22 protein-coding genes and 1 pseudogene are annotated in these 22,476 nt (G+C 69.7%); 12 read left to right on the top strand and 11 right to left on the bottom strand.

Annotation, left to right across the window (positions count from 1 at the left end):
• Positions 1–81 precede the first annotated feature (81 nt).
• Together ACFXI4_RS19950 and ACFXI4_RS19955 are read right to left on the bottom strand one after the other, a co-directional pair.
• Complete coding sequence (locus ACFXI4_RS19950) at positions 82–1,506, bottom strand: ATP-binding protein (protein ID WP_362718670.1); 1,425 nt, start codon at positions 1,504–1,506, stop codon at positions 82–84.
• The gene (locus tag ACFXI4_RS19955) at positions 1,503–2,237 is read right to left on the bottom strand and encodes a response regulator transcription factor (RefSeq protein WP_362718667.1); all 735 of its coding nucleotides are present in this window, start codon (positions 2,235–2,237) and stop codon (positions 1,503–1,505) included. The genes ACFXI4_RS19950 and ACFXI4_RS19955 overlap by 4 nt, the downstream gene beginning before the upstream one ends.
• Before the next feature lie 169 nt (positions 2,238–2,406).
• Between ACFXI4_RS19955 and ACFXI4_RS19960 the strand changes: the two genes are divergently transcribed.
• The 3 genes from ACFXI4_RS19960 to ACFXI4_RS19970 all read left to right on the top strand — a co-directional run bounded on the left by ACFXI4_RS19960 (position 2,407) and on the right by ACFXI4_RS19970 (position 5,135).
• Positions 2,407–3,774 carry a ferric reductase-like transmembrane domain-containing protein gene (locus tag ACFXI4_RS19960; RefSeq protein ID WP_384992508.1) on the top strand — a complete coding sequence of 456 codons (1,368 nt, stop codon included), beginning with the start codon at positions 2,407–2,409 and terminating at the stop codon, positions 3,772–3,774.
• Positions 3,775–3,785: 11 nt separating this feature from the next.
• The gene (locus ACFXI4_RS19965) at positions 3,786–4,214 is read left to right on the top strand and encodes an FMN-binding protein (RefSeq protein WP_384992510.1); all 429 of its coding nucleotides are present in this window, start codon (positions 3,786–3,788) and stop codon (positions 4,212–4,214) included.
• Positions 4,215–4,598: 384 nt separating this feature from the next.
• Positions 4,599–5,135: a GNAT family N-acetyltransferase gene (locus ACFXI4_RS19970; RefSeq protein ID WP_384992512.1), complete on the top strand. Its 537-nt coding sequence runs from the start codon at positions 4,599–4,601 to the stop codon at positions 5,133–5,135.
• Positions 5,136–5,345: 210 nt separating this feature from the next.
• Here the strand turns inward: ACFXI4_RS19970 and ACFXI4_RS19975 are convergent, their stop codons facing one another.
• Complete coding sequence (locus ACFXI4_RS19975) at positions 5,346–5,537, bottom strand: hypothetical protein (protein ID WP_362718657.1); 192 nt, start codon at positions 5,535–5,537, stop codon at positions 5,346–5,348.
• A 375-nt stretch (positions 5,538–5,912) separates the two neighbouring features.
• On the opposite strand from ACFXI4_RS19975, the gene ACFXI4_RS19980 reads away from it, so the two are divergent.
• Together ACFXI4_RS19980 and ACFXI4_RS19985 are read left to right on the top strand one after the other, a co-directional pair.
• Positions 5,913–6,587 carry an SMI1/KNR4 family protein gene (locus tag ACFXI4_RS19980; RefSeq protein ID WP_384992515.1) on the top strand — a complete coding sequence of 225 codons (675 nt, stop codon included), beginning with the start codon at positions 5,913–5,915 and terminating at the stop codon, positions 6,585–6,587.
• 147 nt (positions 6,588–6,734) lie between these two features.
• Positions 6,735–7,073 carry a hypothetical protein gene (locus tag ACFXI4_RS19985; RefSeq protein WP_384992518.1) on the top strand — a complete coding sequence of 113 codons (339 nt, stop codon included), beginning with the start codon at positions 6,735–6,737 and terminating at the stop codon, positions 7,071–7,073.
• Positions 7,074–7,244: 171 nt separating this feature from the next.
• On the opposite strand, the gene ACFXI4_RS19990 is transcribed toward ACFXI4_RS19985, so the two are convergent.
• On the bottom strand, positions 7,245–7,727 hold the full coding sequence (locus ACFXI4_RS19990) for a hypothetical protein (RefSeq protein ID WP_384992521.1): 483 nt from the start codon (positions 7,725–7,727) through the stop codon (positions 7,245–7,247).
• Between the two features lie 187 nt (positions 7,728–7,914).
• Positions 7,915–9,579 carry a beta-1,3-glucanase family protein gene (locus ACFXI4_RS19995; RefSeq protein WP_384992524.1) on the bottom strand — a complete coding sequence of 555 codons (1,665 nt, stop codon included), beginning with the start codon at positions 9,577–9,579 and terminating at the stop codon, positions 7,915–7,917.
• 406 nt (positions 9,580–9,985) lie between these two features.
• Between ACFXI4_RS19995 and ACFXI4_RS20000 the strand changes: the two genes are divergently transcribed.
• Positions 9,986–10,726 carry a hypothetical protein gene (locus ACFXI4_RS20000; RefSeq protein ID WP_384992527.1) on the top strand — a complete coding sequence of 247 codons (741 nt, stop codon included), beginning with the start codon at positions 9,986–9,988 and terminating at the stop codon, positions 10,724–10,726.
• Between the two features lie 571 nt (positions 10,727–11,297).
• Here the strand turns inward: ACFXI4_RS20000 and ACFXI4_RS20005 are convergent.
• The 3 genes from ACFXI4_RS20005 to ACFXI4_RS20015 form a co-directional block, all read right to left on the bottom strand.
• On the bottom strand, positions 11,298–12,044 hold the full coding sequence (locus ACFXI4_RS20005) for a DUF2071 domain-containing protein (protein ID WP_384992530.1): 747 nt from the start codon (positions 12,042–12,044) through the stop codon (positions 11,298–11,300).
• On the bottom strand, positions 12,041–12,376 hold the full coding sequence (locus ACFXI4_RS20010) for a metalloregulator ArsR/SmtB family transcription factor (protein WP_384992533.1): 336 nt from the start codon (positions 12,374–12,376) through the stop codon (positions 12,041–12,043). The genes ACFXI4_RS20005 and ACFXI4_RS20010 overlap by 4 nt, the downstream gene beginning before the upstream one ends.
• 756 nt (positions 12,377–13,132) lie before the next feature.
• Positions 13,133–13,807, bottom strand: a complete 675-nt coding sequence (locus ACFXI4_RS20015) for an HAD family hydrolase (RefSeq protein WP_384992857.1) — start codon at positions 13,805–13,807, stop codon at positions 13,133–13,135.
• Between the two features lie 175 nt (positions 13,808–13,982).
• Here ACFXI4_RS20015 and ACFXI4_RS20020 point away from each other — a divergent pair.
• A pseudogene (locus ACFXI4_RS20020) lies at positions 13,983–14,407 on the top strand (IS5/IS1182 family transposase); the annotation flags it as partial.
• Between the two features lie 47 nt (positions 14,408–14,454).
• On the opposite strand, the gene ACFXI4_RS20025 reads toward ACFXI4_RS20020, so the two are convergent.
• Positions 14,455–15,219 (bottom strand): SDR family NAD(P)-dependent oxidoreductase, encoded by a 765-nt coding sequence (locus ACFXI4_RS20025; RefSeq protein WP_384992537.1) that lies wholly within the window; start codon positions 15,217–15,219, stop codon positions 14,455–14,457.
• A gap of 58 nt (positions 15,220–15,277) precedes the next feature.
• Between ACFXI4_RS20025 and ACFXI4_RS20030 the strand changes: the two genes are divergently transcribed.
• The 3 genes from ACFXI4_RS20030 to ACFXI4_RS20040 all read left to right on the top strand — a co-directional run bounded on the left by ACFXI4_RS20030 (position 15,278) and on the right by ACFXI4_RS20040 (position 17,653).
• Positions 15,278–15,676, top strand: a complete 399-nt coding sequence (locus ACFXI4_RS20030; protein ID WP_384992540.1) for an ArsR/SmtB family transcription factor — start codon at positions 15,278–15,280, stop codon at positions 15,674–15,676.
• 706 nt (positions 15,677–16,382) lie between these two features.
• Complete coding sequence (locus ACFXI4_RS20035; RefSeq protein WP_384992542.1) at positions 16,383–17,084, top strand: hypothetical protein; 702 nt, start codon at positions 16,383–16,385, stop codon at positions 17,082–17,084.
• Between the two features lie 269 nt (positions 17,085–17,353).
• Positions 17,354–17,653 (top strand): DUF4259 domain-containing protein, encoded by a 300-nt coding sequence (locus ACFXI4_RS20040; protein ID WP_384992859.1) that lies wholly within the window; start codon positions 17,354–17,356, stop codon positions 17,651–17,653.
• Between the two features lie 313 nt (positions 17,654–17,966).
• On the opposite strand, the gene ACFXI4_RS20045 is transcribed toward ACFXI4_RS20040, so the two are convergent.
• Positions 17,967–18,911, bottom strand: a complete 945-nt coding sequence (locus ACFXI4_RS20045; RefSeq protein ID WP_384992545.1) for a GNAT family N-acetyltransferase — start codon at positions 18,909–18,911, stop codon at positions 17,967–17,969.
• Positions 18,912–19,683: 772 nt separating this feature from the next.
• Here ACFXI4_RS20045 and ACFXI4_RS20050 point away from each other — a divergent pair.
• The gene (locus ACFXI4_RS20050) at positions 19,684–20,511 is read left to right on the top strand and encodes a hypothetical protein (protein ID WP_384992548.1); all 828 of its coding nucleotides are present in this window, start codon (positions 19,684–19,686) and stop codon (positions 20,509–20,511) included.
• 235 nt (positions 20,512–20,746) lie between these two features.
• Entirely contained in the window at positions 20,747–21,283 is a 537-nt protein-coding gene (locus tag ACFXI4_RS20055) for a DinB family protein (protein WP_384992551.1), read from the top strand.
• A gap of 131 nt (positions 21,284–21,414) precedes the next feature.
• Here the strand turns inward: ACFXI4_RS20055 and ACFXI4_RS20060 are convergent, their stop codons facing one another.
• Entirely contained in the window at positions 21,415–21,942 is a 528-nt protein-coding gene (locus ACFXI4_RS20060) for a DinB family protein (RefSeq protein ID WP_384992553.1), read from the bottom strand.
• Between the last annotated feature and the right edge of the window lie 534 nt (positions 21,943–22,476).

The raw sequence follows: 22,476 nt of genomic DNA on the forward strand, positions 1-22,476 counted from the left end.
TCGGTGCTGGGGCGACACGCTGTCCGCGCTGCCAGGCGGTCGCGGCGGCGCGCAGGAGAACGTCCTGGAGCCTGTCGATGCTCAGGCGGGGAGCGTCAGGCGGAAGCTGGTGTGTCCGGGGCTGCTGGTGACCGTCGCGGTGCCGCCGTGCGCCGCGATCACGGCCTGGACGATGGCGAGTCCGAGGCCTGTGCTGCCCGTGCTGCGAGAGCGGGCGTTGTCGGCACGGACGAATCGGCCGAAGACCTCGGGCTGGGTCTTCTCGGGGATGCCGGGTCCGTTGTCGGTCACGTCCACGCACACGTGGGATCGGTCGGCCGTGAGCGTGACGGTGACGTCGGTTCCGGGCGGGGTGTGGGTGCGGGCGTTGGACAGAAGGTTGCCGATGGCCTGCTGGAGGCGGTAGGAGTCGCCGGTGACGGTGACGGGCTCTTCGGGGAGGTCGAGGACCCAGTGGTGGTCGGGGCCGGCGGCCCTGGCGTCGTCCGTGGCGTTCAGGATCAGCAGCGTGAGGTCGACGGGAGCGTGTTCCAGGGGGCGTCCGGCGTCGAGTCGAGCAAGGAGGAGCAGGTCGTCGACGATGCGGGTCATGCGCTGGGACTCGTTGTCGATGCGTTCCAGTGCGTGATGGACGGGGGCGGGGACGGAGCCCGGGTGTCGCAGGGCGAGTTCGGCGTGGCCGCGGATGTTGGCCACGGGGGTGCGCAGTTCGTGGCTGGCGTCGGCCGCGAAGTGGCGCAGCCGTTCTTCGCCGGCCTGGCGTCGGGTCAGGGCGTCCTCGATGTGGCCGAGCATGTGGTTGAGGGCGCTGGCGACCTGGCCGATCTCGGTACGAGGGTCGGTGTCGGGCAGGGGCGCCGGCATGGCGATCTCGCCGCTGGCGAGTGGCAGGTCGGCCACTTCCGCCGCACGCGCGGTGACGCGCTGGAGGGGGCGCAGTGAGATTCGCACCCAGAGGGCGCCCGCGAAGCCCGTGGCGACGAGGGCGACTGCGAACAGCACCGCTTCGACCGCTTCGAGGCGGTGCACGGTTTCCTCGACGGGATGCAGAGGCAGGCCGGTGATGAGAATGTCCCGGTCGTCGCCCTCGACGGCCGTGACACGGTATTTGCCCAGGGCGGAGAGGTGGATGCTGTGCCCGGTGCCGTCCGGGCGGACCGCCACGAGTGTGCGGCGGTCCTGGGAAGTGAGCGGGACGGTGCGGTCGGTGTCGTCGTCGATGGTCGAGGCCTGGGTGACCACGCCGTTCAGCAAGCGGGCCCCGAAAGTGGAGTCGGCCTGGCCGCGGGTGTCGGGGCGGTTGTCGAAGTCGGGGGAGGCCTCGTGCTCCAGGCTGGCCGCGAACCGGCCGCCGGAGGCGGAAAGCTGCTGGTCGAGGCGCCCCACGAGGAAACCGCGCAACGCGAGGGCGGTGGTGATGCCGACAGCGAGGCAGGCGACTGCGAGAAGGGTCACGAGCCCCGCTGTGAGCTGCCCGCGCAGCGTGCGCAGTACGCGGCGGCTCACGAGGGGTCCGGTTTCAGGACGTAGCCGACACCGCGGACGGTGTGGATCATGGGAGTGCGTCCGGCATCGATCTTCTTGCGCAGGTAGCTGATGTAGAGCTCGACGACATGGGCGCGGCCGCCGAAGTCGTACGCCCACACCCGGTCGAGGATCTGTTCCTTGGACAGGACCCGGCGTGGGTTGCGCATGAGAAAGCGCAGCAGTTCGAACTCGGTACGCGACAGATCGATACCGACCCCGTCCCGTCTGACCTCCCTGGCCTCCTCGTCCATGATCAGGTTTCCGACGACGAGGCTGGGCGCGCCCGGCTGAGCCGTCAGCCCGGCCCGCCGGAGCAGGCCGCGCAGCCGGGCCAGGACCTCTTCCAGGCTGTACGGCTTGGTGACGTAGTCGTCGCCGCCCGCAGTGATCCCGGCGATGCGGTCCTCGACCGCGTCGCGCGCGGTCAGGAAGAGCACACACACGCGAGGCGCCTCACGTCGCAGGGCGCGCAGCACCTGAAGGCCGTCCAGGTCGGGGAGCATCCAGTCCAGGACCACCGCGTCGGGCCGGAAGTCCCGAGCGACGGCGAGCGCGCTCGCTCCGTCGAAGGCGGTACGGACCTGCCATCCCTCGCCGGTCATGACAGCGGACAGGACGTCGGTGACGTCGGGCTCGTCGTCCACGACGAGAATCCTCACGGGCCCTTCGGCAGGGCTGTGAGCAGGCGATGAGGTGGATAGCTCGTCCATGGTCCCTCCAGCATCCCCCAGGGCAGGTCGCGTCAGAACGAGCCCTGACTCTGAGTTTCCTCTGAATCCGCTCTCGGACGGGCTGCGCCCGCCGTTTCAGAAGGAACCCAGAGGTTCGGCTGTGAGGCTGGCCGCTCGTCACCGGGGGACAGCGATCCGGAGGAGCTTCATGACCACGCCCATCACCGCGACGGCCCCCCATGCCGGTCCGGGCATGGGTCACCGGCGCCCGCGTCGCAGCGTCGTGCCCCTGCTGGCTCCGTCGGCGATCTGGGCCGGCGCCGGCGGAGTCCTCGCCCTGTGGTGGAGCAACACCACCTCCGTGGTCGGTCCGGCGGGCTGGCTGATCGGAGCGGGACGCATCACCGGACTGCTGGCCGGCTACGCCTGTGCGGTCCTTCTTGCGCTGATGGCCCGGGTGCCCCTGCTCGACCACACGATCGGCAGTGACCGGCTGGCCCGCTGGCACGCCTTCGGCGGACGCTGCACCGTGTCCCTGGCGCTCGCCCACACCCTGCTGATCATCTGGGGGTACGCGCTGACCTCGCACACGAGCGTGGTGAGCCAGACCTCCACGCTCGTCCTGCACTACCCCGACCTGTTGAAAGGCACGGCCGGGTTCCTGTTGTTCCTGCTTACCGCGGTCTTCTCCGCTCGTGCCGCCCGGCGCAGGATGAGCTACGAGACCTGGCACTACCTGCACTTCGCCACCTATCTGGCGGTCTTCCTCGCCTTCGGTCACCAGCTCTCCAACGGCGCCGACTTCGTCGGCAACCGCCTTGTCCAGACGGCCTGGTACGCCCTGTTCCTCGGTGTCGCCGCACTGGTGGCCTGGTACCGGTTCGCCGTTCCCCTGCGGCGCGGGCTGCGCCACCGCCTGCGAGTTGCCGCGGTCCACCCCGAGGCGCCCGGCGTGGTCTCGGTCCACCTCAGCGGTGAACATCTGGAGGAGCTGGGCGGCGAGCCGGGTCAGTTCCTGCGCTGGCGCTTCCTGGCCCCTGGTCTGTGGTGGACGGCCAACCCCTACTCCCTCTCCGCCCCCGCCGGGCCGGGGCGTCTGCGCATCACCGTGAAGAGCGCCGGCGGCCACAGCGCGGCCCTCGCCCGTCTGCGTCCCGGAACCCGAGTATGGGCCGAGGGCCCCTACGGCAGCTTCACCGCGGGCCGTCGCACCGCACCCAAGGTGTTGCTCCTGGCCGGCGGGGTCGGCATCACCCCTTTGCGCGCGCTCTTCGAGACGCTCCCCGGCCACATCACGCTCGTCTACCGCGCGCGCCGGGCCGAGGACCTCGCGCTGCGTGCCGAACTCGACGCGATAGCCGTCCACCGGCAGGCCACCGTGCGATACGTCGTCGACGAACCCGCAGGCTATTCCTCACCCCTCACCGCCCTCGCTCTGAGTGCTCTGGTCCCGGACCTGGCCGCTCACGACGTCTTTCTGTGCGGCCCGCCGGGTATGACCCGAGCGGCGATCACGGCCTTGCGCGACGCCGGGGTTCCGGCACGGCGCATCCACCACGAGTCCTTCGCGTTCTGAGGAGATCCGTCATGCGCCGAGCCGTCCTCACCACCGGCGGAACCAGCGCCCTGATCGTCGCGCTGCTAGCGCTCAAACCCCACCAGGCCCCCGGCCTCTCCGTGGCGTCCCCTCCGTCCGGTGCGACGCCGTCCACGTCGTCCGCGCCAGGATCGGCCACCAGGACCGGCACGTTCACCGGGAACCCCGTGGACACCCAGTACGGGACGGTGCAGGTCGCCGTCACCCTGGCAAAGGGCAGGATCACCGCGGTCAGAGTCCTGCAGGCACCGGACCAGAACGGCCGCGACCGGGAGATCGCCTCCTACGCCCTGCCCCGCCTCACGCAGGAGGCACTGGGTGCCCAGAGCGCACACATCGACGTCGTCTCCGGAGCGAGCTACACCAGCCAGGGCTACGTACAGTCCCTGCAGAGCGCTCTGGACCAGGCCCATGCCTGACCACCGCGCGGGGGCCTGCGCCGGGTCGAGCACGTGAGGGGAACCGACCTCTCGTTCGGCATCGGTGACCAGCCCACTCCCGCCATCGACACAGGTGTGACGGACGCCGGCCGCGTTGAGGTTGCGGGTGGCGTTCTCCGTGGCCCGGCCGCCCGGTCCGAAGGGGTCGAAAACTTTCGCACTGACGATGCCGGACCAGTGTCCGAACAGCGGGCGCTTCTGGTGTGGGTACCCTCAGCCAGGGGGCCGTCCGAGACCGAGGTCGAAGTCCAGGTGGCGGTGGTCGCCGCCGACGGCCCCAAAGCGCTCCTCTGACGGCCGCCCGCGAGGAGCAGACGCGGAAACTCGGTTGCTCGGCTGGTGCTTGCCGTATTGCTATGTCCTATGATCCGTGGCGGAAACATCGGGCTCCGCGCCCGGCACGAGAGCGACGTCCCAGTCCTGCACTCCGAGCTGTACGACGATGTGCCCGTACGGTCGCGCGCGGACTCTCGCCCCTGGCGGCCCATCCCACCAGGTTCGGGGCACTCGCCCTTCACCGTGACAGGGCCGTCGGACGAGGCAGCGTGCTTCTCCGTCGTCGAACTGGAATCCCACGAGCTGGCTGGGGAGGCCTTGCTCTGGGGTATCGACACACACAACCGGACGGCGCACGTCGGGATCGCCCTGCGCCCCGCATTCCGCGGTCGTGGGCTCAGCGTCGATGTCCTGCACACGCTGTCCGAGTACGGATTCGCCGTGCGCGGCCTGCAGCGCCTGCAGATCGAGACCCTCACGGACAACACCCCGATGCTCGCGGCGGCGACCAGGGTCGGGTTCACGCGAGAGGGAACACTGCGCTGCTCCGCATGGGTGTACGGCGCGTACGCCGACGAAGCCATCCTTGGCCTTCTCGCGGACGAATGGACACCGCGGGCCTGAACAGTACGAGCCGGGTGCCCCGCCAGACGGAAGCGGACACCGATGGCAGAGACGGAACTTCGACGAATCTCTGAGGCCGGCCATCGACGGGCGGTGATGTGACGCGTGGCCGCGCCGACAGGCAGGCGGGAAGATCGCTGATCGGGCGGGCACGGCGAGCAGCCGTCGAAGGTGGTCGTTGTCGGTCACTCCCGGGCGGCCCGCATGCCCTCAGTTGCCGTCGGCCGCGCGCATGACGCGGGCTTCCTGTCGGCTGAACTCCTCGCCGCAGTTCAGACAGGCCCAGTCGGTGTCCCGCGCTCCCAGGTGGAACTCCTGATCGAGGGTATGGCGCTCGCATGCCGGACTTCCCGCATCGATCCACCGCTGTCGGATCTTGGCAACATCTCTGATTTGCACCATATGTCGATCCTATGCCATCCCTGGTACACACATGTCATCGATGGAGTAACTGTGACCAGCAGTTTTAATGAGCCGGCCAAGCGCCGGCATGTTCGGACGCTGGAGCACCGGCGGGGTGTCCTCGGCACTCCCATACGCGTGCCGCAGAGTGTGCCATTCGGTCCTCACGAGTAAATCGCTCGCCCTTTAAGGCAGTTCAGACCAGATGGCGGCGTCACGTTCCTCGTCTCGGTTCGTCACACGCATACCTTGCCGGAGAGCACGGACAACCGGGCGCCGGAGGATCCCGCACGTACGGCGCGGGCGGGAGACTGCCGATGCGGCGTGCCCGGCCTGAGCACGGGCAGTGCGGGACGGCCGATATCGTCGGGCGCCATGACCGACTGGACAGGGGTACGCGAGCGGGTTCTGGCTCTGGCCGAGGGTCCGGGCAGTGGCAGGGTGTTCGGGTCGACGGGGCACGGCTTCGCGCTCGACGCGCCTCTGACGGCGGCCGAGGTAGCCGATCTCGAGGCTTGGCTGGGTGTTGAGCTGCCCGGGGACTATCGCTCGTTCCTGCTGCAGGTCGGAGCCGGCGGGGCTGGTCCGGCGTACGGCGTTTTTCCGGTACGGCGAGTGGACCCATGCGGTTGGCGCTGGATCGGAGATGCTCCTGAGGAGGTCGAGCCGGGCATGGCCGCCGAGTTGTTCCCGGGCGGGGCGGATCCGGAGGCAGCGGTGGAGATCCTGGCCGGGCAGCCGTTCATGGAGGACTTCGACGACCTCGCCGATTTCGAAGCAGCCTGCGAGGAATGGGAAGAGCGTCTGGCGGATGTGCAGTACGACCCGCGTTTTACCGCGGGCGCGCTGTGTCTGTGTGATGAGGGTTGCGGGCTGACGGCCTGGCTGGTTGTCACGGGATCGGAGCGCGGCCGCATATGGCGTGATCCGCGCTCCGATGGAAACGATCTGCATCCGGCACGTGATGCCGGCGGCTCTCTGCTGGACTTCGCAGGCTGGTATCTCGGATGGCTCACGGCTGCCGAGGCCGCCTGTGGCTCGGAGCCCTAGCAAGGACGTCTGGTCCAGAGCCTGTGCCCGGCGGCGCCAGGATGGCCATTGTCCTGTGTCGTCGTCGGGCCTTTGCCGTGGGCCGTCGAGGTTGGATCAGCGGACTCGGCGTCATGACCTTTCCGTACCTTGATCGTTTGAGAGGGCATGACCAATTTGAAGGGGCTCGCGTCGCTCCTCGCGGCCTGCGCCCTGCCCCTGCTCGCCGCCACACCCGCGAACGCCGGAGTCGACTCACACTGCGGCAACTACATCTGTGTGATGACCGCCCACCACAACCGGTTCGTCCAGGACATCACCGTCACGACGAAGGACGGTCTCCCCGGCACCCTTCGGGCCTACTGGGGGAACTACCACTCCCCGAGGGTCAACGCTGCCAGCCACCGCTGGCAGGTGGGCTACGAGCAGGCGCAATCAAAGCTCGTGTGCGCTGGACTGGAGCGCGACGGCCGATCAATCGAAGACGGGATCTGCGTCACGGTCTGATCCACCCAGCCGTGTCCCGTGTGCCATCGACCACACAACGATGGCACACCTGCCTTCCCGGAGTTGCCGTCCCCGCGCAGCCCCGCCCACCTCTCGGCAGGTCGATGTCCCAGCCGGGCCACGCTGCTGCCGGTCATCGAGATCAGCCGGAAACCGATCAAGCAGTAGCACTCACCGGCCCAGCCCGTGTCGGACGTGATCCGGGTGCGCCACATCGGCCTGGATGCTGTTCTCGTCGAGGCCGTTGACGATCCGAAGACAGCCGCTGGCGAAGACGAACTCCACTGCCACGGTTCCTGCCGCCAGGTCACACTCTGCCGGCCGCCATTCGAGGAGCGTGACCTCCCGCAGCCGGCGGCCGACGAAGGGTTCGAGGCGTTCGTCGCTGTGAGACCACCGGGGCGTGAGCTCCGACGACTCCCACCCGGTGATGGTCGCCGCGGTGTCGATCGTGTCCCAGCTGATCGAGAGCTCGTCGAGCTTCCAGTGACAGAGCTCCACCTGGGTCCCGTCGAAGTCCAGCACCACAGGGCAGTCGGCGAACCATTCCCCGTCTTCGGCGAACCGCACCAGCGTGAACCCCGTAAGCCGCCTACCGGCGAGCGCCGCCAGGCGCGATCCGTGGGCCCGCCGAATCGCGTCGATCCCGGTCACGAAGGACGGCTCGAAACCAGAGATCCCCATGTTCACAGCACAAGAGTCTCCTGGCATTCGACCCAACGGGCCAGCACCGATCCACCGGTGGGACGTCGACGGCGGGGCCCGATCACGTCCTGGAGCGGGCCAGCGCGTAGGCCCGAAACGGGCTTCTGCCCCGTCAGGCGCATTTCCTCAGGCCGTGTCAGCGGGTGAAGGTGAACCAGTTGATGTTGGTGAAGTCGGATGTGCTGCCGGAGAAGACCAGGTAGACGTCGTGGATTCCGGCGGCGGAGGCGACGATGTTCGCGGGGACGGTCTGCCAGGCCTGCCAGCCGCCGTTGTTGGCGAAGTCTATCTCCGCGATCTTCGTGCCTGTGGTGCTGTCGAGCCGCACTTGGACCGCGCCGCTGACGCCGGCGGCCGCACCTGACGCCAGCCGGGCCTTGAACTGCGCGGGGGAGGCGGAACCGAAGTCCACGGAGGAGAACTTCAGCCAGTCGCCGTTGGAGATGTACCCCACGTCGCTGCCGCCGCCGGTGTCGGAGCAACTCTCCGTGGTGGTGCCGCTCTGGGCGGAGTACGACTCGGCCTGGATGGTGCTGTAGGCGCTCACGGTGGTCGAGCCACCGCCCGGGTCTCCGCCGGAGCCGCCCGCTCCCAGGGTGATGCTCCACGAGGTGGGTGCACCGTCTTGGATGTGTCCGTCGACGGGGGCCGCGCCGGTCGGGCCGACGTCGTCGTAGGGGAAGGCGTAGCCGATGGTGGCGTACCGGTGGACCAGCCGCGCGTAGTGGTTGGTGACGGAGTCCGTGTAGTACTGCGACGGCGTGACGCCGTCGGGCTGGTTGTTCCCACCCGGCACCAGGAGCGAGCTGCGGTTGAGCGCGGCGGCGAGCCGGGCGGCGATCGCGCCGCGGGCGTCCCCGCCGGAGTTGTAGAGGGGCCCGGACGCGCAGCCGAAGATGTCGACGGCGCTCGGCTTGGTGAACGGCACGCCGTTGGTGTTGAGACCGGAGAAGACGATGGTGTTTCCGGAGACGGTGCCGGTGTAGGAACCGATGCTGCCCTGGCCGTTGATGGTCAGCGGCGTGGAGGCGTAGTGGCTCCAGACCCGGTTCAGGTAGTCGTCCCAGTAGGCACCGAAGTCCACCGGCGAGTGCGAGGGCGCCATGACGCGCAGCACACCGCCCGAGGAGTCGGTGACCACCAGTCTGTCCCAGGGAGCGCCGTCGGAGGCGTGCTGGCTCTGGAGGCCGGAGGCGATGGAGGCGAGGGCGCCGGCGGGCAGCGGGCTGACCGTCTGGGTGCCCCCGCTGCCGGTGCTGCTCATCGAGATGGGCAGCGCGACCATGTCGACGTAGGAGATGTTGGCGTAGAGATTCGCGCTGTTGAACGTGAACTCGCAGAACGTCCAGTTCGTGGACCAGTTGGGGTCGGAGCTGACCAGCGCGGGCTGCACCACGCCGGGCACGGTGCCCGGGTTGACGAAGAACTGGAGTTTTTGGCCGACGGAGAACCAGACGCGTCCGCCGATGACGTAGTCGGTCAGGTTGACGGTGGTGGCGGCCGAGCCGGAGGCGCCCAGGGAGATGGAGTAGTCGGCGATGGGGGTGACCGCGGACGACGGGTTGGGCAGCCGGTTCAGGGCGCCGTTCGCCGAGACGAAGACCGGCCAGCCGCTGCTGTCGGTGCCCGATATGTAGGCGTAGACAGTGTTGGAACCTGAGTTGTTCGCCAGCTTGATGGGGAGCGAGACTCCCGCGGCGGCGGCCGAGGAGGTCAGCGGCGACACCGGCGAGAGGGGGCTCAGTGCGGCAGCTGCGGTGAAGGCGCCGGTCGCGGTCAGGAAGGAACGTCGGGAAACCACAGGGGCCCTCCCGGAGGGGGTGATTGCCCGTCAACTGAGTGACGGTAGTGGGGAGTTAAATATTTGAAACATGTGGGGTTCTGTGCGGGGACGTTATTGGACCAGACCAATCTCGTCAAGGTTGCGGAGGCATTTCCTCCACGTGACGGCTCTGGGGGTGCCGGTTCGTTTCAAGGATCGCGAGGGCGTCGGTGCCGCAGGTTGCGAGGGCAGCAGCGTGTCCGCTGATGTGGGTATGCGCCAGGACCGGCGTCGGGTCGGTTCTTGCTGCCACCCGAAGCGGCGCCGGTTCCCACACCGTGAGTAGCCGTTGTCGTACCGATCTTGTGGCCTGGCGGTCGAACGGGCGTTCAGCGGGTTGAGGGCGTTATGTCTCGGACAACGCCTCGGTTCTACGATCCGGCGTATGAGCAAGTTCTCAGTCACCGTGTGCCTGCCGCAGACCAAGCCACGGAGGCTTGCGGAAGCGATAGCCGCCGTCATGGCGCCGTATGACGCGAACCTCACCGACGACTGGAACCCGGTCGGTCAGTGGGACTGGTGGGTCATCTACTCCGATACGGAGAGCCCTTGTCTCACCCGGCCCGAGCATGACGGTGACCGCAGGCTCGTCACCACCTCCACTGTCCCCCGCAGGAAGGCCAAGCTCGATGCCCTCGGGCCGCTGGAGTGCTACGGCGGGCCTCGGGGCCTGCTCGATTTCGGCGCCATGCGGCGGCGAGCGGCGGTAAGGCATGATGCCAGGCTCGCCGCCTGGGAGGAACTAACCGCGCTGTATCCGCCGGCCCGTCCGCTGTCCGACTTCGTCGCCCGCCACGAGTCCGATCCCGGTGGCTACTCCTTGGCGGACGCCAAGAGAGAGCACCTGGTCCAGCCGCTGGTGCAGGACGTGGCGCAGCGGGCCGTCTCGGGCGACCCGCACTTCGACACGTCGTTCCTGTTCAATGACCCGGTCGCGTACTTCGCGCAGGAGCACGAGGAAGCCCGGCAGGCGTCGGTGCAGTGCGCTGTGCCCGGCTTTGCCCTGGTCACCCTCGACGGTGCGTGGACGGATGCGGAACGCGACGGCTACTGGGAGCAGGCCAACAGTTATCTCGACGGCCTCCATGCCGAAGCCGTCGTCGTCGACCTGCTCTGTCACTACTGATGTCCGGGGCCGTGACTTGCGGCCGCCACATCGATCACCGCTGTGACCAGCCGCCGAGCTGCAGGCTTTGGTTGTCGTCGAGCGCCATTCCACGGTCCGGGGACGGTCTCGGAAGGCGAGCTCGAGCGGAAGTCGTCGTCGCTGTTGAGGAACGGCATTGGCGCGCTGCCATCCCGCCTCCTGCTCCTCGCCGGGCTGGTGCCACCCCTCGAATCGGAGGAGGACGACCGGGGTCAGGAAGCCGGGGTTCTCACGGCTCGCGCTCCGGCCCTGTTGCCAGGCCCCGCGGGGCGCTGGATCCGGCAGGGCGTGCCCGGCCGGCACCGGGGGCCGTCCGGCTGGCGCCTTCTGGGTTCCTCCTCCGTGGCACCTGTCGCGGGCTGGGGAGTGCCGTGGGTGTCGGCCGGTCGCGAGGGTCGCGAGGGCCGTGGGCTGCCGGAGGAGGCGGTGCCGGTGCACGGATCCGTGCCGGAGGCGGCCCCGCGGGGCGGCCGCGGTTCGAAGGTGACTCGGTGGGCCGGCGGTCGTGGGGTTGGTGGGCGCGGTGACGGCGGGGGCTGTGGCATGTGTGTCAGCCGGCGGTTGGAGTGCTGTGTCCGGGAGCGGTGGCGGGCAGTGGCTGCCAGTCGGCGGGAACGTTGCGCATGATCAGGGCGCTGTCCAGGGTGGCGGCTCCGGGTGGGAAGCGGTCGGGGTCGTCGAAGTAGGACGACCGGGCGGTGTGGAGGCGGCAGGCTTCCATGTGCCAGCTGTCGGTGCGCAGTTCGATGCCGTCGAGGCGGTGGCCGCCGGCGGCGGGTGAGAAGCCCTTCGCTCCGCCCTGGAAGAACCGGGAGGCTTCGGCGAGGTCGGCGAACAGATGGCTGTCGCGCAGTTCGTCGGCTGGTTCGGCGGTGACGGATACGCGGGTGTCGCCGTCGCGTGTGGCCAGTGCGACGTGTATCCGGCCGGCTGTCTCGTGGACGTGGAAGTCGGCGCGGCCGTGCTCGCCGGGGAAGAGCCGTCCCCCGGCCCAGGCGTTGAGGCGTGAGGCGGTGTCGCGGCGCGGGATGTAGACGCCGGTCTGGACGCCGTCGGGTCCGTCCCATTCGACGGCGATGCGGTGGGCGGCGTTCTCGCTCCGCAGCCCGGATGCCGTGGGTGCCCAAACGGGCCGGAGGTGCCCCAGGCGCAGCAGGCAGATCCCGCCGACGCCGTGGCCGTGCACGAGGTGCGGGCGCAGCGGACGGGGGAGCAGGCGTATCGCGGCGTCCGCATCGATCCGGTAGTTCACCAGAAGCCGTCGTTCGATGACGCTGGCCAGGCGCGGCTGTCTCATGCCTCCTCCCTCCGGGGGGCGGCCCGGCGCCATGTGGTGTGGCGGAGCAGGATCTGTTCGGGGCAGACGGCGCTGAGGAAGCGGCCGATACTGGCGGCCAGCCGGTCCTCGGCCAGCGTGTAGAGGATCCGGTTGCCTTCGCGTCGTTCGGTGACCAGCCCGGCTGTCTTGAGCACGCCGAGGTGGCGCGAGATGGAGGGTGCGCTGATCGCGAACCGGCCGGCGATCTCGCCGGCCGCGAGCTCACCGCCTCTGAGGTCCTCGAGGATCTGACGCCTGGTCGGATCAGCCAGGGCGCGGAAGGCCCCCGTCTCGTCCTGAATTGCTGCCATGACTTCTATTTAGCATATTCGCTAAATATCTAACAAGGTGTTGTGTGGCCTTCGTTGCCCTGTCACGCCGCCTGCTGCTGACCGGGAGGACGCTTGTGGATCAGGGCCGTGTGGTGACGGTGACGCCGGAGGCCGGCTGGAGCGCGGAGCGCCTGTGGCAGGTCAGCGCCGGCCGTCCGCTGCCTGAACCTGTGCGCGTGACGGTCCGGGCGATCGTCGCTGCCCGCCCGCCGCCCGCCGCCCGCCGCCCGCCGCCCGCCGCCCGCCGCCCGTTGTCGGGGCCGGGCAGCCGGAAGGGCCGGCCTGGGACACTGGGATGCCGTAGGAGAGGATCTGTGCCGGCCTGTCTGGACCGGCCGCTGCGCCGTACGTGTCCCGAACCCGCCCGCGGCGCGCCCGTCCCTAGGGAGACGGCCGCCATCCACGTGTGTCTCCGCCGCCTTGAGCGGCCGTCAGGCCGGACGGAGCACCCCGTATCCGGCTCCACTCGGGCGGGCTTCGTCAGCGGGCGGGTGTGTTGCGCAGGATCAGGGCGCAGTCCGGGGGCGCGGTCTCCGGTGGGAAGCGGTCGGGGTTGTCTGTGGACATGGGTCAGGAGGGTGTGTGCGTCGCGTCCTGCGGGGTGATCGGGTCGGGGATGACTTCGTTGCGGACTGACAAGCGGGGACGTTAGCGCGGTATCGACTCCGTGGGCTGGACGGCCGTCCGGTCGGCGGCCTCTCGGCATCGCGCCGGAAGCCGCCTTGGCCGGGAATGTCAGAGAAGGTGGAGCACCTCGGCCAGGGCGCGGGGACGCTGGCCGGCGGGCAGGGGGTCGACCAGGTGGACTCGGCACCCCACCGTGGCGGCGCCGCCGTCCGCAACAGGCTCGTCTCCCACCATGAGTGCATCGCCGGGCGCCACTCCGAGCTCGTCGCACGCCATCTGGAAGATCCGGGGACCGGGTTTCTTCACTCCGCGCTCGAAGGAGAGGAAGTAGGCGTCCACGAGGTCATCGACACGGTGATGGCGGAAGACAGGGCGCATGTCCCAGCCGATGTTGCTGATGACAGCGACCGGGATGCCTCGCGCGCGCAGGGCGCGGAGGGTTTCCGCGGTGTCGGGATAAGGCAGCCATGCTCCGGGTGCCTGGGAACGTTCATACAGGGCTTCGGTCAGGCCCTTCGCGGGCAGCTTCGCTTCCCGGGCAAGGGCGGTGAAGGCAGCCCGGTGCCGTTCGGCGGTCAGATCGCGATCCCGCCACAGTGCCTCCAGATGGGGCGGCACTGTGCGCGGGGGTACCCCTCCGGGCTGAGCCCCGAACTCTTCCAGCCGGCGGACGCACGCGTCGAGTTCGCCCTCGGACATGTCCAGGCCGGCCTTCGTAGCCACTGCGCGCAGCCACTGCGCGGCCGGTTCGATCCGGAAGAGGGTCCCCGAGAAGTCGAACATCACACCCTTGATCATGCTGCCGATCCTGGCGGCGCCGACGAACCGGCCGCAAGCCCCGCACGATCGAGATCTCCAGCCCGGGCACTCCGCCGGCGTCTTCAGGCTCCTGATCTCCGAAGTGGGGCCAGGACGACTCCGTGCGCTGGAGTCGGAGCAGGTCCTTACGGACGGGCGGCGACACGAGGGAGGGGACGGGGTCCGCCAGGGCCGGGCGCGGGGTCTTCCGCCGGAGGACGGGGCACTGCTGGTCACGGCGTACCGGCGGACGAACCTCGCGATGCCGCAGCTCGCACCATCGGCCGGGTCGTCCAGTCGGCGGCGGACCGGATCATCGGCCGCCAGGAGCCGATGACCGCCCTTCGGCCCCGCAAGCGGTTCGCCGAGGACACCGTGCTGATCGTGGACGGCTCCCTGGTCGCCACCGGGAATCACACCCTCGCCGAGCGGTCGTAGAGCTGCCGGTACTCCACCAGCCGTCAGGTCGTCATCGATGCCGAAACCCGTCTGGTCGCCGTGGGCGGCCGGCCGCTGGCGGGGAACCGCGACAACCGCAGGGCGTGGGAGGAGGCCGGAGCCAAGGCGGCAGGCGGCAGGACCCTCGTCGGGTGCGTGGTCCGGGGCAGTGGCGTGCTGTGGGAGTGGTGCGGCTAGGCGAGTTCGAGGCCGCCGTCGATGGTGAGGACCTGCCCGGTGAGCCAGGTGGTGGCGGGGTCGGCCAGGCGCAGGACCCAGGAGGCGATCTCGTGGGGTTCGCCGCGGCGGCCGAGCGGGATGCGGCCGGCCTCCTCGCGTTTGATCTGTTCCACGGTGGCGGCGGGCAGCCCGGCGGCGGTGAGGGCCTGGCTTTCGGTGGGGCCGGGGGCGACGGCATTGACGCGGACGCCATCGGCGGCCAGTTCCAGGGCCCAGGTGCGGGTGAGCTGTTCCAGGGCTGCTTTGGAGGCCGCGTAGTGGGCGGCGCCGGGCAGCGGCCGGTGACCGTAGGTGCTGGAGATGTTCACGATCGTGCCGCGACGTTGGCGCAGGTGGGGCAGGGCGGCGCGGGCCAGCAGGCTGGGCGCGGTGACGTTGAGGTCGAACAGGGCGGCGATGCCTGCGGCGGTGGTCTCGGCCAGTGGCATCACCTGGGTGGCGCCGGCGTTGTTGACCAGTGTGTCCAGGTGTCCCCACCGCCGGACCGCGGCGTCGGTGATCTCCTGGGGTGTTCCGGCGGCGCGCAGGTCGGCCGGGTGGGGGGTGATGCGGGGGCGGCCGGCGGCGGTTTCCTCCAGGGCGTCCTTGCGGCGTCCGACGCCCAGCACGTGTGCTCCCGCGTCGGCGAAGGCGTGTGCGGTGGCGCGGCCGATGCCGGAGCCGGCCCCGGTGACGATGACGACCTGCCCGGTGAGGTCGGCGGGTGGCGGGACAGCCATGCCCTCCTCCTTTGTTCGATGTTCGTAGAACGACGAACATCAACGTAACATGGTGCCCATGAGGAACGCGCGACATCCGGAGCGGAACGAGATCGAGGTCCTGTCGGTGATGGGCGCGCTCAGCGACCCGATCCGGGTCGGCCTGGTGCGCGTCCTGGCCGACGGCCGTGAGCGCGGCTGGGGCGAACTGCGTGCACCGGTGGCGAAGTCCACCCTCAGTCACCACCTGAGTGTGCTGCGCGACGCCGGCGTGACCCGCACCCGGCAGGAGGGCACGCGCTGCTTCGTCGAGCTTCGCCGCGAGGACCTGGACGCACGCTTCCCGGGCCTCCTGTCGGCCGTTCTGAACGCAGCCGACGCCGCCGGCGTCGGCGCCGGCGTCGGCCTCGCCCACGACACGCCCGCCGCCCTGCCGGATGGACCGTGCGCGCCGACGGGAGGCCCACGGGCCCGCTAGCCGCGACAGGGCGTGGTTGCCGGCACCTGCACGGGGCGCCGGAACCCGGTGACCCTCGAACTCGTTGCGGCGTACGCCGGGCACCCCTTCCCTCCCCGCCCGAGTGGCTGCCGATCGAGGACGAGCGTGACGACGGGTCCGGCGGGGACAAGCTCCACACCCGTGCTCGGCGCCGCACCGGCTGACCCGCTGACGGCGGGTGGAGCCCATGAGCCCTGAGGACCCGCCAGGAAGCCCTGGAGCGGGACGGGTTGGTGGAAGCCGGACCGGACACCGTGCCCCTGAGGGGCTCGCACACGGCCGCCCAGGAGGGCTCCGGGGCCCCGGGGCCGCGGGGCTCAGGCCGACGGGGCAGCGGGCCCGGATGCTCGACGTCTCACCCACCTGCTCGACCCGTGGGGAGAGTACCTCCGTTGCCTGCGAACCGGCGCCTTCACGAATGAGGCGTACGGGTCGGTGTCATGCCCTCAACAGGTTGCGGAGGGTGCGGAAGCTCCGATATTCCGGCCCCGTGGTCTACGCCGGAAGCCTTCGCCCGCAGCCCGGTCCCCACATGCGCCGGGTGCGCCGGCGGTCACACGGACGCAGGCTCCGAAGAGCCTCGCGGACTGTGGAGGGAACCATGGGCGGGGGTGAGTTCGTGTCACGGTGCAGACGGAAGGGCAAAGGGGCGGGGTACGCAGGAAGAGACCACGGGGGGACGAGTATGCAGATCATCGAGGTGACCGGCTACGCCGTCCGTTCTGCTGTGATCAGCATGAGGCGTACGGGAACGTCGCTCGAATTCGTGATCTTCCCGATGCTGCATGTGGCGTCGCCGACGTTCTACTCCCAGGTCCGCCTCCGGCTCAGGGAGTGTGACCTCATCGTCGTCGAGGGAATCCGGGGAAGGTCGGCCGCGGTGAGCGCCCTCACGCTCGCCTACCGGTTCGCTCCGCGCCGACGGCGCAACGGCCTGCAGGAGCAGCGCGATGAGCTGGTGCTTCCCGAAGGCGTCCCGGTGATCAACCCGGACGTGACCGCGGCCGAGGCGCTCGCGGATCTGAAGACGCTGCCGCGGTGGACGTACGTGCTGCTCATGGTCGCGGCCCCCGTGATGGGTCTGGTGTTCGCCCTGCGCGGTCCGCGTGCCTTCCTCGACGAGGACCAGGAGGTCGAGGACCTGCCGTCGACACTGCGGGCGGAGATGATGGCCGACAGCCCGGTGGAGCACGCGATGACCGACCGGCGCGACCAGCGGCTGCTCGACGCGCTCGGTGAGATTCACTCGGAACGCGGCGGCGAGCCGATACGGGTGGGCGTTGTCTACGGAGCCGGCCACGTCCCGGCGATCGTCACAGGACTGTGGAACCACTACGGGTACCGGCCGCGCGAAGCGGAGTGGCTCACCGTCCTGGTCCCGGAGTAGTCCGCCTCGGGTCACTGCGCACGCCGCGGGGCCGGGCGGGGCAGGCAACCGTCCTGGTGGGCGTGGAAACCCGCCGTCCCGTCGATCTGCTCCCCGACTGGCTGCGGAATCGAGGTCGTCTGCCGAAACCGAGCACAGTTCCTCCCCGAAGGTCCATTGCGCCGGAGCGCCCCAGGTCGCTGATGCTGGCACTTGTGGCACAACCCAAGCAAGGCCGCAGACCGGCCTGTCGCCCGCCTCCGCCAGTGACTCCCTGTTGACTCCCTGTCCTGGTCCGTCCCCGAACCGGCCGAGCTCGACGCCGAGAGCCCCCGGGGGACCGCCACCCGCGCCCTGGAAGAGCGACCGGTTCGCCGACCGCATCCGGTCCCGGCACGCCGCTCGTCGCTGACGATCTCCGGCCGCCTGCGGTCGAGGCGCTCGACCGGGTGATAGCCGAGGCGTCCGAACTCGCCGAGCTCTGGGACGAGACACCCGATGGTCCGAAGTGGCGGCGGAACATCAGTCGCATTCGCGCTGTCCTCGCACCCGGGCCCGCGCCTCAGGAAAACCCACTGTTCGACCTCTGACCGGACAACTCGGCGCTTCCGTGCCGAGTGACGCTCCGTTATGGCTGGACGTCGAAGAGAGCGATGGAAGGTGGCGACGGGACAAGGACTGCGCGAAGGCGCGTGAGTATGGCCTGCCACTGCTTCCAGTCCTCCGGGGCGCCCCAGTTCGAGGCCGGGCCGGCCTCGTCGCCGGCGATGCGGGCGAGGGCTTCGCCGGCGAGCGCCCGAAGTCCGGAAGGGAACACGGGCACAGGTGTCCCGTCTCAATCGATCTGAGGCAGCCTGGGTGATTGCGGGGGCGCCGTCCGTGGCGTCCCCGCCCGGTGGTCAATCAATTCCAGGTCATATTGATCTCACGCCCGAAATTGACGTATCCAGCGCGTTGGAAGGCCTTCGCCATGGGGACGTTGCCCAGGTCTGTGGACGCGCGGATGTGGGGGACGTCTTGCTCGGCAAGGATGCGGGTGCCCTCGGCGAGGAGGTCGTCGATGTAGCCATTGCCGCGGTGTGTGGGTACGACGGCGATGTAGGCGATGATCGCGTTGTAGCCGTTGTGGGCCGGGAGGACAAACCCCACTGGCTCTCCACCGGGCAGCGTTGCGATCCGCCACCAGTCTCGCGGGCTTGTGTAGCGTGCCAGCTCGTCCTCGTAGTGCTTGACGGCCGCCTCCCGGGCGGACATCCGGGTCAGGTCGTCACGGCCATGTGCGTCCAGCGTGCCGTCCAGAACCAAGGTCATCAAGGCCACGAGCTCTCTGACATCGCGGATCGGCCGGAACCCAAGGCGCTCGGTGGACATGGGGACTGGTGATTCGGGGCGCCATTCCAGACGCAGTCGTTCGACGAAGAACCGGGCACCGGTCCTCTCCAGTACCGTCATGCGGTCCTCGACGGCTTGTCTGGTCACCGTGTTCTCGCGCCAGTCGGGTGGGACGAAACGGCTGTACTCAGGGGGACGCGATCCGTTCGGAAGCAAGGCGGCCATCGCGGTGCGCAGGAGTCGCACCCCGATGTCCCTGCGATGGGATTCCGCGGCGTTGTCGTCGATGTCCAGGACATCCAGGATGAGGGGTGTGTCGCTGCCGGCTCGACTCCACCAGGCAGCTCTGGCCAGTAGGCGGTCACCGCGCAGGGCGACCCACATCCATTCCGGGCGTCGGCGGCCGACGGCAAGGTCGTCTGCCAGTTCCTCGTTGAGGAGGTAGGGCATTTCGGAGAAGAGGCCGAGTTCTTCGGGTCCGTTGATGGGGCGTATGGACAGGTCGTTCTGTTTCACGGTTCAGGCACGCTCCGGTGAAGGCGCCCGTCCGCTCCGGGGTCAGACGCGGTGCGCGCCCCGGGAGGACGCAAGCGCGGTGATCATGGGGATCATCGGCTTATCCCTCCTCTCACTGTCGTGCCCTCACACTCGTGGCAGGGGCCTGGTCGCAACGTCTATCCAACCGAGGCCCCTGTGCGCAAACCGTTTTCGATCACCCCGCGTGTGGCCGTGTCAGTAACGGGGGAATGTCAGGGGACAGGTCCGGGAGTCCCAGCCGCACCCAGAAGTTCGTTGCATCCATCCCGGCCCTCATGACCAAGCACCGACGCGGTACAGAGACCGTAGGCACGGTGCGTCAGTGGCACCTCAGAAAGACCGGGACGCGGTCCGGCCGGCGCACATCGCCATCCGAACCGGTGCCCACGCCCGCTACTCCCCACTCCCCGCCTCCCTCGGGCCGGTTCACCCGGAATCCTGCACCTCTCAGCACGGAAAGTCCTCATGTCGCGGCCCGCGTGTGTACAGGCCAACGTATTGCGCCGGTAGCTGCCTCCCATGGCTGCCAGGCCGGCCCCGCGTAGCGCACCGATCTGCGGAACCGAGGCCTTGGACAGCGCACAAGTCCCGCAGGGCGATGCGGAGTTCCTCAGAACCGTGGCACGCCCGCCAGGAGGACCCTTCGGCAGGTGCCGCCCTGCCGAGCCGTCCGCCACCGGCAGCCCGGGGTGCGCGGTTGGATGGCGGGCCCCACGGCCGGCCCGTAAGCCGCCCGCTAGCATCCCTTCGCATGAGGTGGCGGGGGTGGCGGCTGGGGGCCGTGGCGGTGCTGGCGGCGATCTGTGTCTCAGGTTCCGGGCACCCGGGGATCATCGGCACGGCGTCGGACCTCGGCCCGCTGCCGGCCGACCGCTACGCATACACGCCGCAGGACAACCAGCGATCACAGCGGGCCACGGCGCTGCTGGTCCGGCAGTGCATGGAAGGACGCGGCCACCAGGGCTTCCCGCTCGATCCCCGCTACCCCACCGACCCCATCGTGGCCACCGCGGTCAGCACCGACTACGGGATTCTGGACCTCGCCGCCGCCCGCCGCTGGGGCTACGGCTGGGACCCCGCCACGCTCATAGCCCCCCGGCCGGAGGGTCGCCGGATGACCGGCACCGAGTACGCGGACTTCCCCGACTGCAACGCCGAGGCGAGCCGACGGCTGCTGCGCGGCATCGACGTCAAACGGGACTGGCTCTACGCCATGATACGGGCGGCCGAGGTCGACAAGGCGGTCGGGCGCGACCCGCGCCTGCGCGCGGCGTGGGACCTGTGGTCCCGCTGTATGGCAGAACAGGGACTCCCGCGCTACCCCGACCCCGTCGCCGCGTACACCGCCTGGCAGCGCGGCAGTGACGGCAACACCCGGCATACGCAGCGGGAGCGGGCCACCGCCGTCGCGGACGTCACCTGCAAACGCCGCCACCACACGGCCGAGATCTGGCACGCCGCACGAGCGCGGCAGCAGACCGTGGACATCGCACGGCACCGCGACCGCTACGCTGCCGGACTGCGGGCGCTGCGGACCTACCGGGCCGCCGTCACCCAGGTGCTGCGAGAACTCGGCTAGTCCTGTTCCGCACGGGCTTGCCGGGTTGCGTTCAGACCGCCCGCACTGCACAGCCGCCGCGGGCCACTTTCGAGATTCGAGGCGGCTTCGAGCCGCCGGCGATGAGTTCCGCCGCGCGGAGAGGTCTTCTCAGGCGGACGCGTTCGCGAGGCGCGGGCAGAGGCACCGGACCCTCCTCGGATCGCGGTCACCCACGGACTCGGCCCGGCAAGAGAACCGATGAGGAGACGCCCGCGTGAGCGACATGGTGGTCCAGAAGATCGTCCGGCCCGAACGCGCAGTGTCGGGCCCGTGGCTGGAGGTGATCGCCTCGAATCTCGACTACCACCGGGCGACCTTCCTGTGGAAGTGCGAGGGCCTCACCGATGAACAACTGCGGCTGCGTCCCGTACGGCCGTCGGCATTGACGCTGCTGGGGCTCATGCGCCACCTGCAGGGAGTTGAACGGGCCTGGTTCCAGCGGACGTTGGCCGGCACCACGCCCGACTTCTCCCCCTACCGGACCTACCCCACCGCTGACGGCGGCGAGTGGTACGACGAGTCGGACGCCACCCCTGCCGGCGACGTCTACGCGGACTACCTGAAGGCGTGCGAGGAGTCCCGGCAGGTGTTCGCCGAGGTGACCGCCGCCCCCGGGCGGATCGTCCCTAACCCGGAATTCGGTGACACCGACGTGAGGTTCGTCCTTGAACACGTGATCGAGGAGTACGCCCGCCACGTCGGCCACGCGGACCTCCTGCGCGAGGCCATCGATGGCGTCACCGGCGAATAGCCGACCCCTGCGCCCACGCGACGCCCCCCGCCGGTGGGAATCCGGGCGGGGCGGTCGTCGGCAAGGTGGCGTGCTCCTCGGCAAGGTGCCGGCTGTGCCAAGGCTCCCGGAGGATCGCGAGCCTTGGGAGATCACCGTTGAGCGGTGGTGCTCGCTCCATCGAGTGCTTCCCGGATGATGTCCGCATGTCCGGCGTGCTGGGCTGTCTCTCTGATCAAGTGCAGCAGGATCCGGCGCGCAGACCAGTGGACGGTCTCTGGTGGGGACCACGGAGTCTTGGGAAGAGGCACGCTCCGGTCGAGGTCCGGCAGGGCGGCCACGGATTCCTCGGTCCTGTGAGCGGCAGCGGTGTACTGCGCCAGCAGCCCGGCGAGCGTCTCGCCTTCGGCCATGCGGTACTGCTCCAAGTCGAGCATGCCTCCCGGCAGTTCCCCGTCCCCCTTGACCATGATCTGCATCCACACCCGCTCACCCCGGATGAGGTGCTTGATGATCCCGCCCAGGGTGAGCTCACTCACGGTCGTGCGCTCCGCTGCCTGGGCGTCGGTGATGTCGCGCACGGTGGTCAGCAGCAACGCCCTCTGCTCCGCGAGCGAATGCAGCAGTTCACCGCGCTCGCCTGGAAGAAACGGGGCTGGGTTCTGTGACGAAGTGGTCATGGGAAGACCGTAGGAAGCATCTAGGTCAGTGCGTGTCCTCAAGTCCATCCCGTGGGCTCAAGGGGTGGGTCGGTCGCTGACGACCTTGCCGACGGCCTCGCTGACGGCGGCGCGGACGGCGGCCTCGCCCACGAGGTTCTTGCCAGTGGCGAACGCGGCGAAGGGAGCCCGCAAGGGCAGGTTGTTGATCGTCCGCGGTTGGCCGCGCGAGTTCCGGACGCCGGAGGTTTGGCGGTGGGACCGGACAGGCGCCGCATGGTTGGACGACGCGGTGGGCGACGTCGGCTCCCAGTGGGGCCGGGACGAGTACGTGACCAGCATCGGGCGGCCGCCGCCTGAACACGGCGGCGACCGCCCGATCGCATGTCCACATGCTGTCCGGAGCCCGGGGGGCCCGCCAGCGAGGAGTGGTGTGGGGGGGGGGGGGGGGGGGGGGGGGCCGGGGGGGTTGGGGGGGGGGGGGGGGGGGGGGGGGGGGCGTGGGGGGGCGGGGGTGGGGGCGGGGGGGGGGGGGGGGGGTGAGGTTCCTGGTTG

The organism is Streptomyces sp. NPDC059224 (assembly GCF_042754285.1).
Lineage (GTDB): Bacteria > Actinomycetota > Actinomycetes > Streptomycetales > Streptomycetaceae > Streptomyces.

What these genes read in the sequence shown, in the direction of transcription:
- ACFXI4_RS19955 (WP_362718667.1), bottom strand. Translation starts at nt 2,237, where the DNA reads ATGGACGAGCTATCCACCTCATCGCCTGCTCACAGCCCTGCCGAAGGG.
- ACFXI4_RS19960 (WP_384992508.1), top strand. Translation starts at nt 2,407, where the DNA reads ATGACCACGCCCATCACCGCGACGGCCCCCCATGCCGGTCCGGGCATG.
- ACFXI4_RS19965 (WP_384992510.1), top strand. Translation starts at nt 3,786, where the DNA reads ATGCGCCGAGCCGTCCTCACCACCGGCGGAACCAGCGCCCTGATCGTC.
- ACFXI4_RS19970 (WP_384992512.1), top strand. Translation starts at nt 4,599, where the DNA reads ATGATCCGTGGCGGAAACATCGGGCTCCGCGCCCGGCACGAGAGCGAC.
- ACFXI4_RS19975 (WP_362718657.1), bottom strand. Translation starts at nt 5,537, where the DNA reads ATGGTGCAAATCAGAGATGTTGCCAAGATCCGACAGCGGTGGATCGAT.
- ACFXI4_RS19980 (WP_384992515.1), top strand. Translation starts at nt 5,913, where the DNA reads ATGACCGACTGGACAGGGGTACGCGAGCGGGTTCTGGCTCTGGCCGAG.
- ACFXI4_RS19985 (WP_384992518.1), top strand. Translation starts at nt 6,735, where the DNA reads ATGACCAATTTGAAGGGGCTCGCGTCGCTCCTCGCGGCCTGCGCCCTG.
- ACFXI4_RS20000 (WP_384992527.1), top strand. Translation starts at nt 9,986, where the DNA reads ATGAGCAAGTTCTCAGTCACCGTGTGCCTGCCGCAGACCAAGCCACGG.
- ACFXI4_RS20005 (WP_384992530.1), bottom strand. Translation starts at nt 12,044, where the DNA reads ATGAGACAGCCGCGCCTGGCCAGCGTCATCGAACGACGGCTTCTGGTG.
- ACFXI4_RS20010 (WP_384992533.1), bottom strand. Translation starts at nt 12,376, where the DNA reads ATGGCAGCAATTCAGGACGAGACGGGGGCCTTCCGCGCCCTGGCTGAT.
- ACFXI4_RS20015 (WP_384992857.1), bottom strand. Translation starts at nt 13,807, where the DNA reads ATGTTCGACTTCTCGGGGACCCTCTTCCGGATCGAACCGGCCGCGCAG.
- ACFXI4_RS20025 (WP_384992537.1), bottom strand. Translation starts at nt 15,219, where the DNA reads ATGGCTGTCCCGCCACCCGCCGACCTCACCGGGCAGGTCGTCATCGTC.
- ACFXI4_RS20030 (WP_384992540.1), top strand. Translation starts at nt 15,278, where the DNA reads ATGAGGAACGCGCGACATCCGGAGCGGAACGAGATCGAGGTCCTGTCG.
- ACFXI4_RS20035 (WP_384992542.1), top strand. Translation starts at nt 16,383, where the DNA reads ATGCAGATCATCGAGGTGACCGGCTACGCCGTCCGTTCTGCTGTGATC.
- ACFXI4_RS20050 (WP_384992548.1), top strand. Translation starts at nt 19,684, where the DNA reads ATGAGGTGGCGGGGGTGGCGGCTGGGGGCCGTGGCGGTGCTGGCGGCG.
- ACFXI4_RS20060 (WP_384992553.1), bottom strand. Translation starts at nt 21,942, where the DNA reads ATGACCACTTCGTCACAGAACCCAGCCCCGTTTCTTCCAGGCGAGCGC.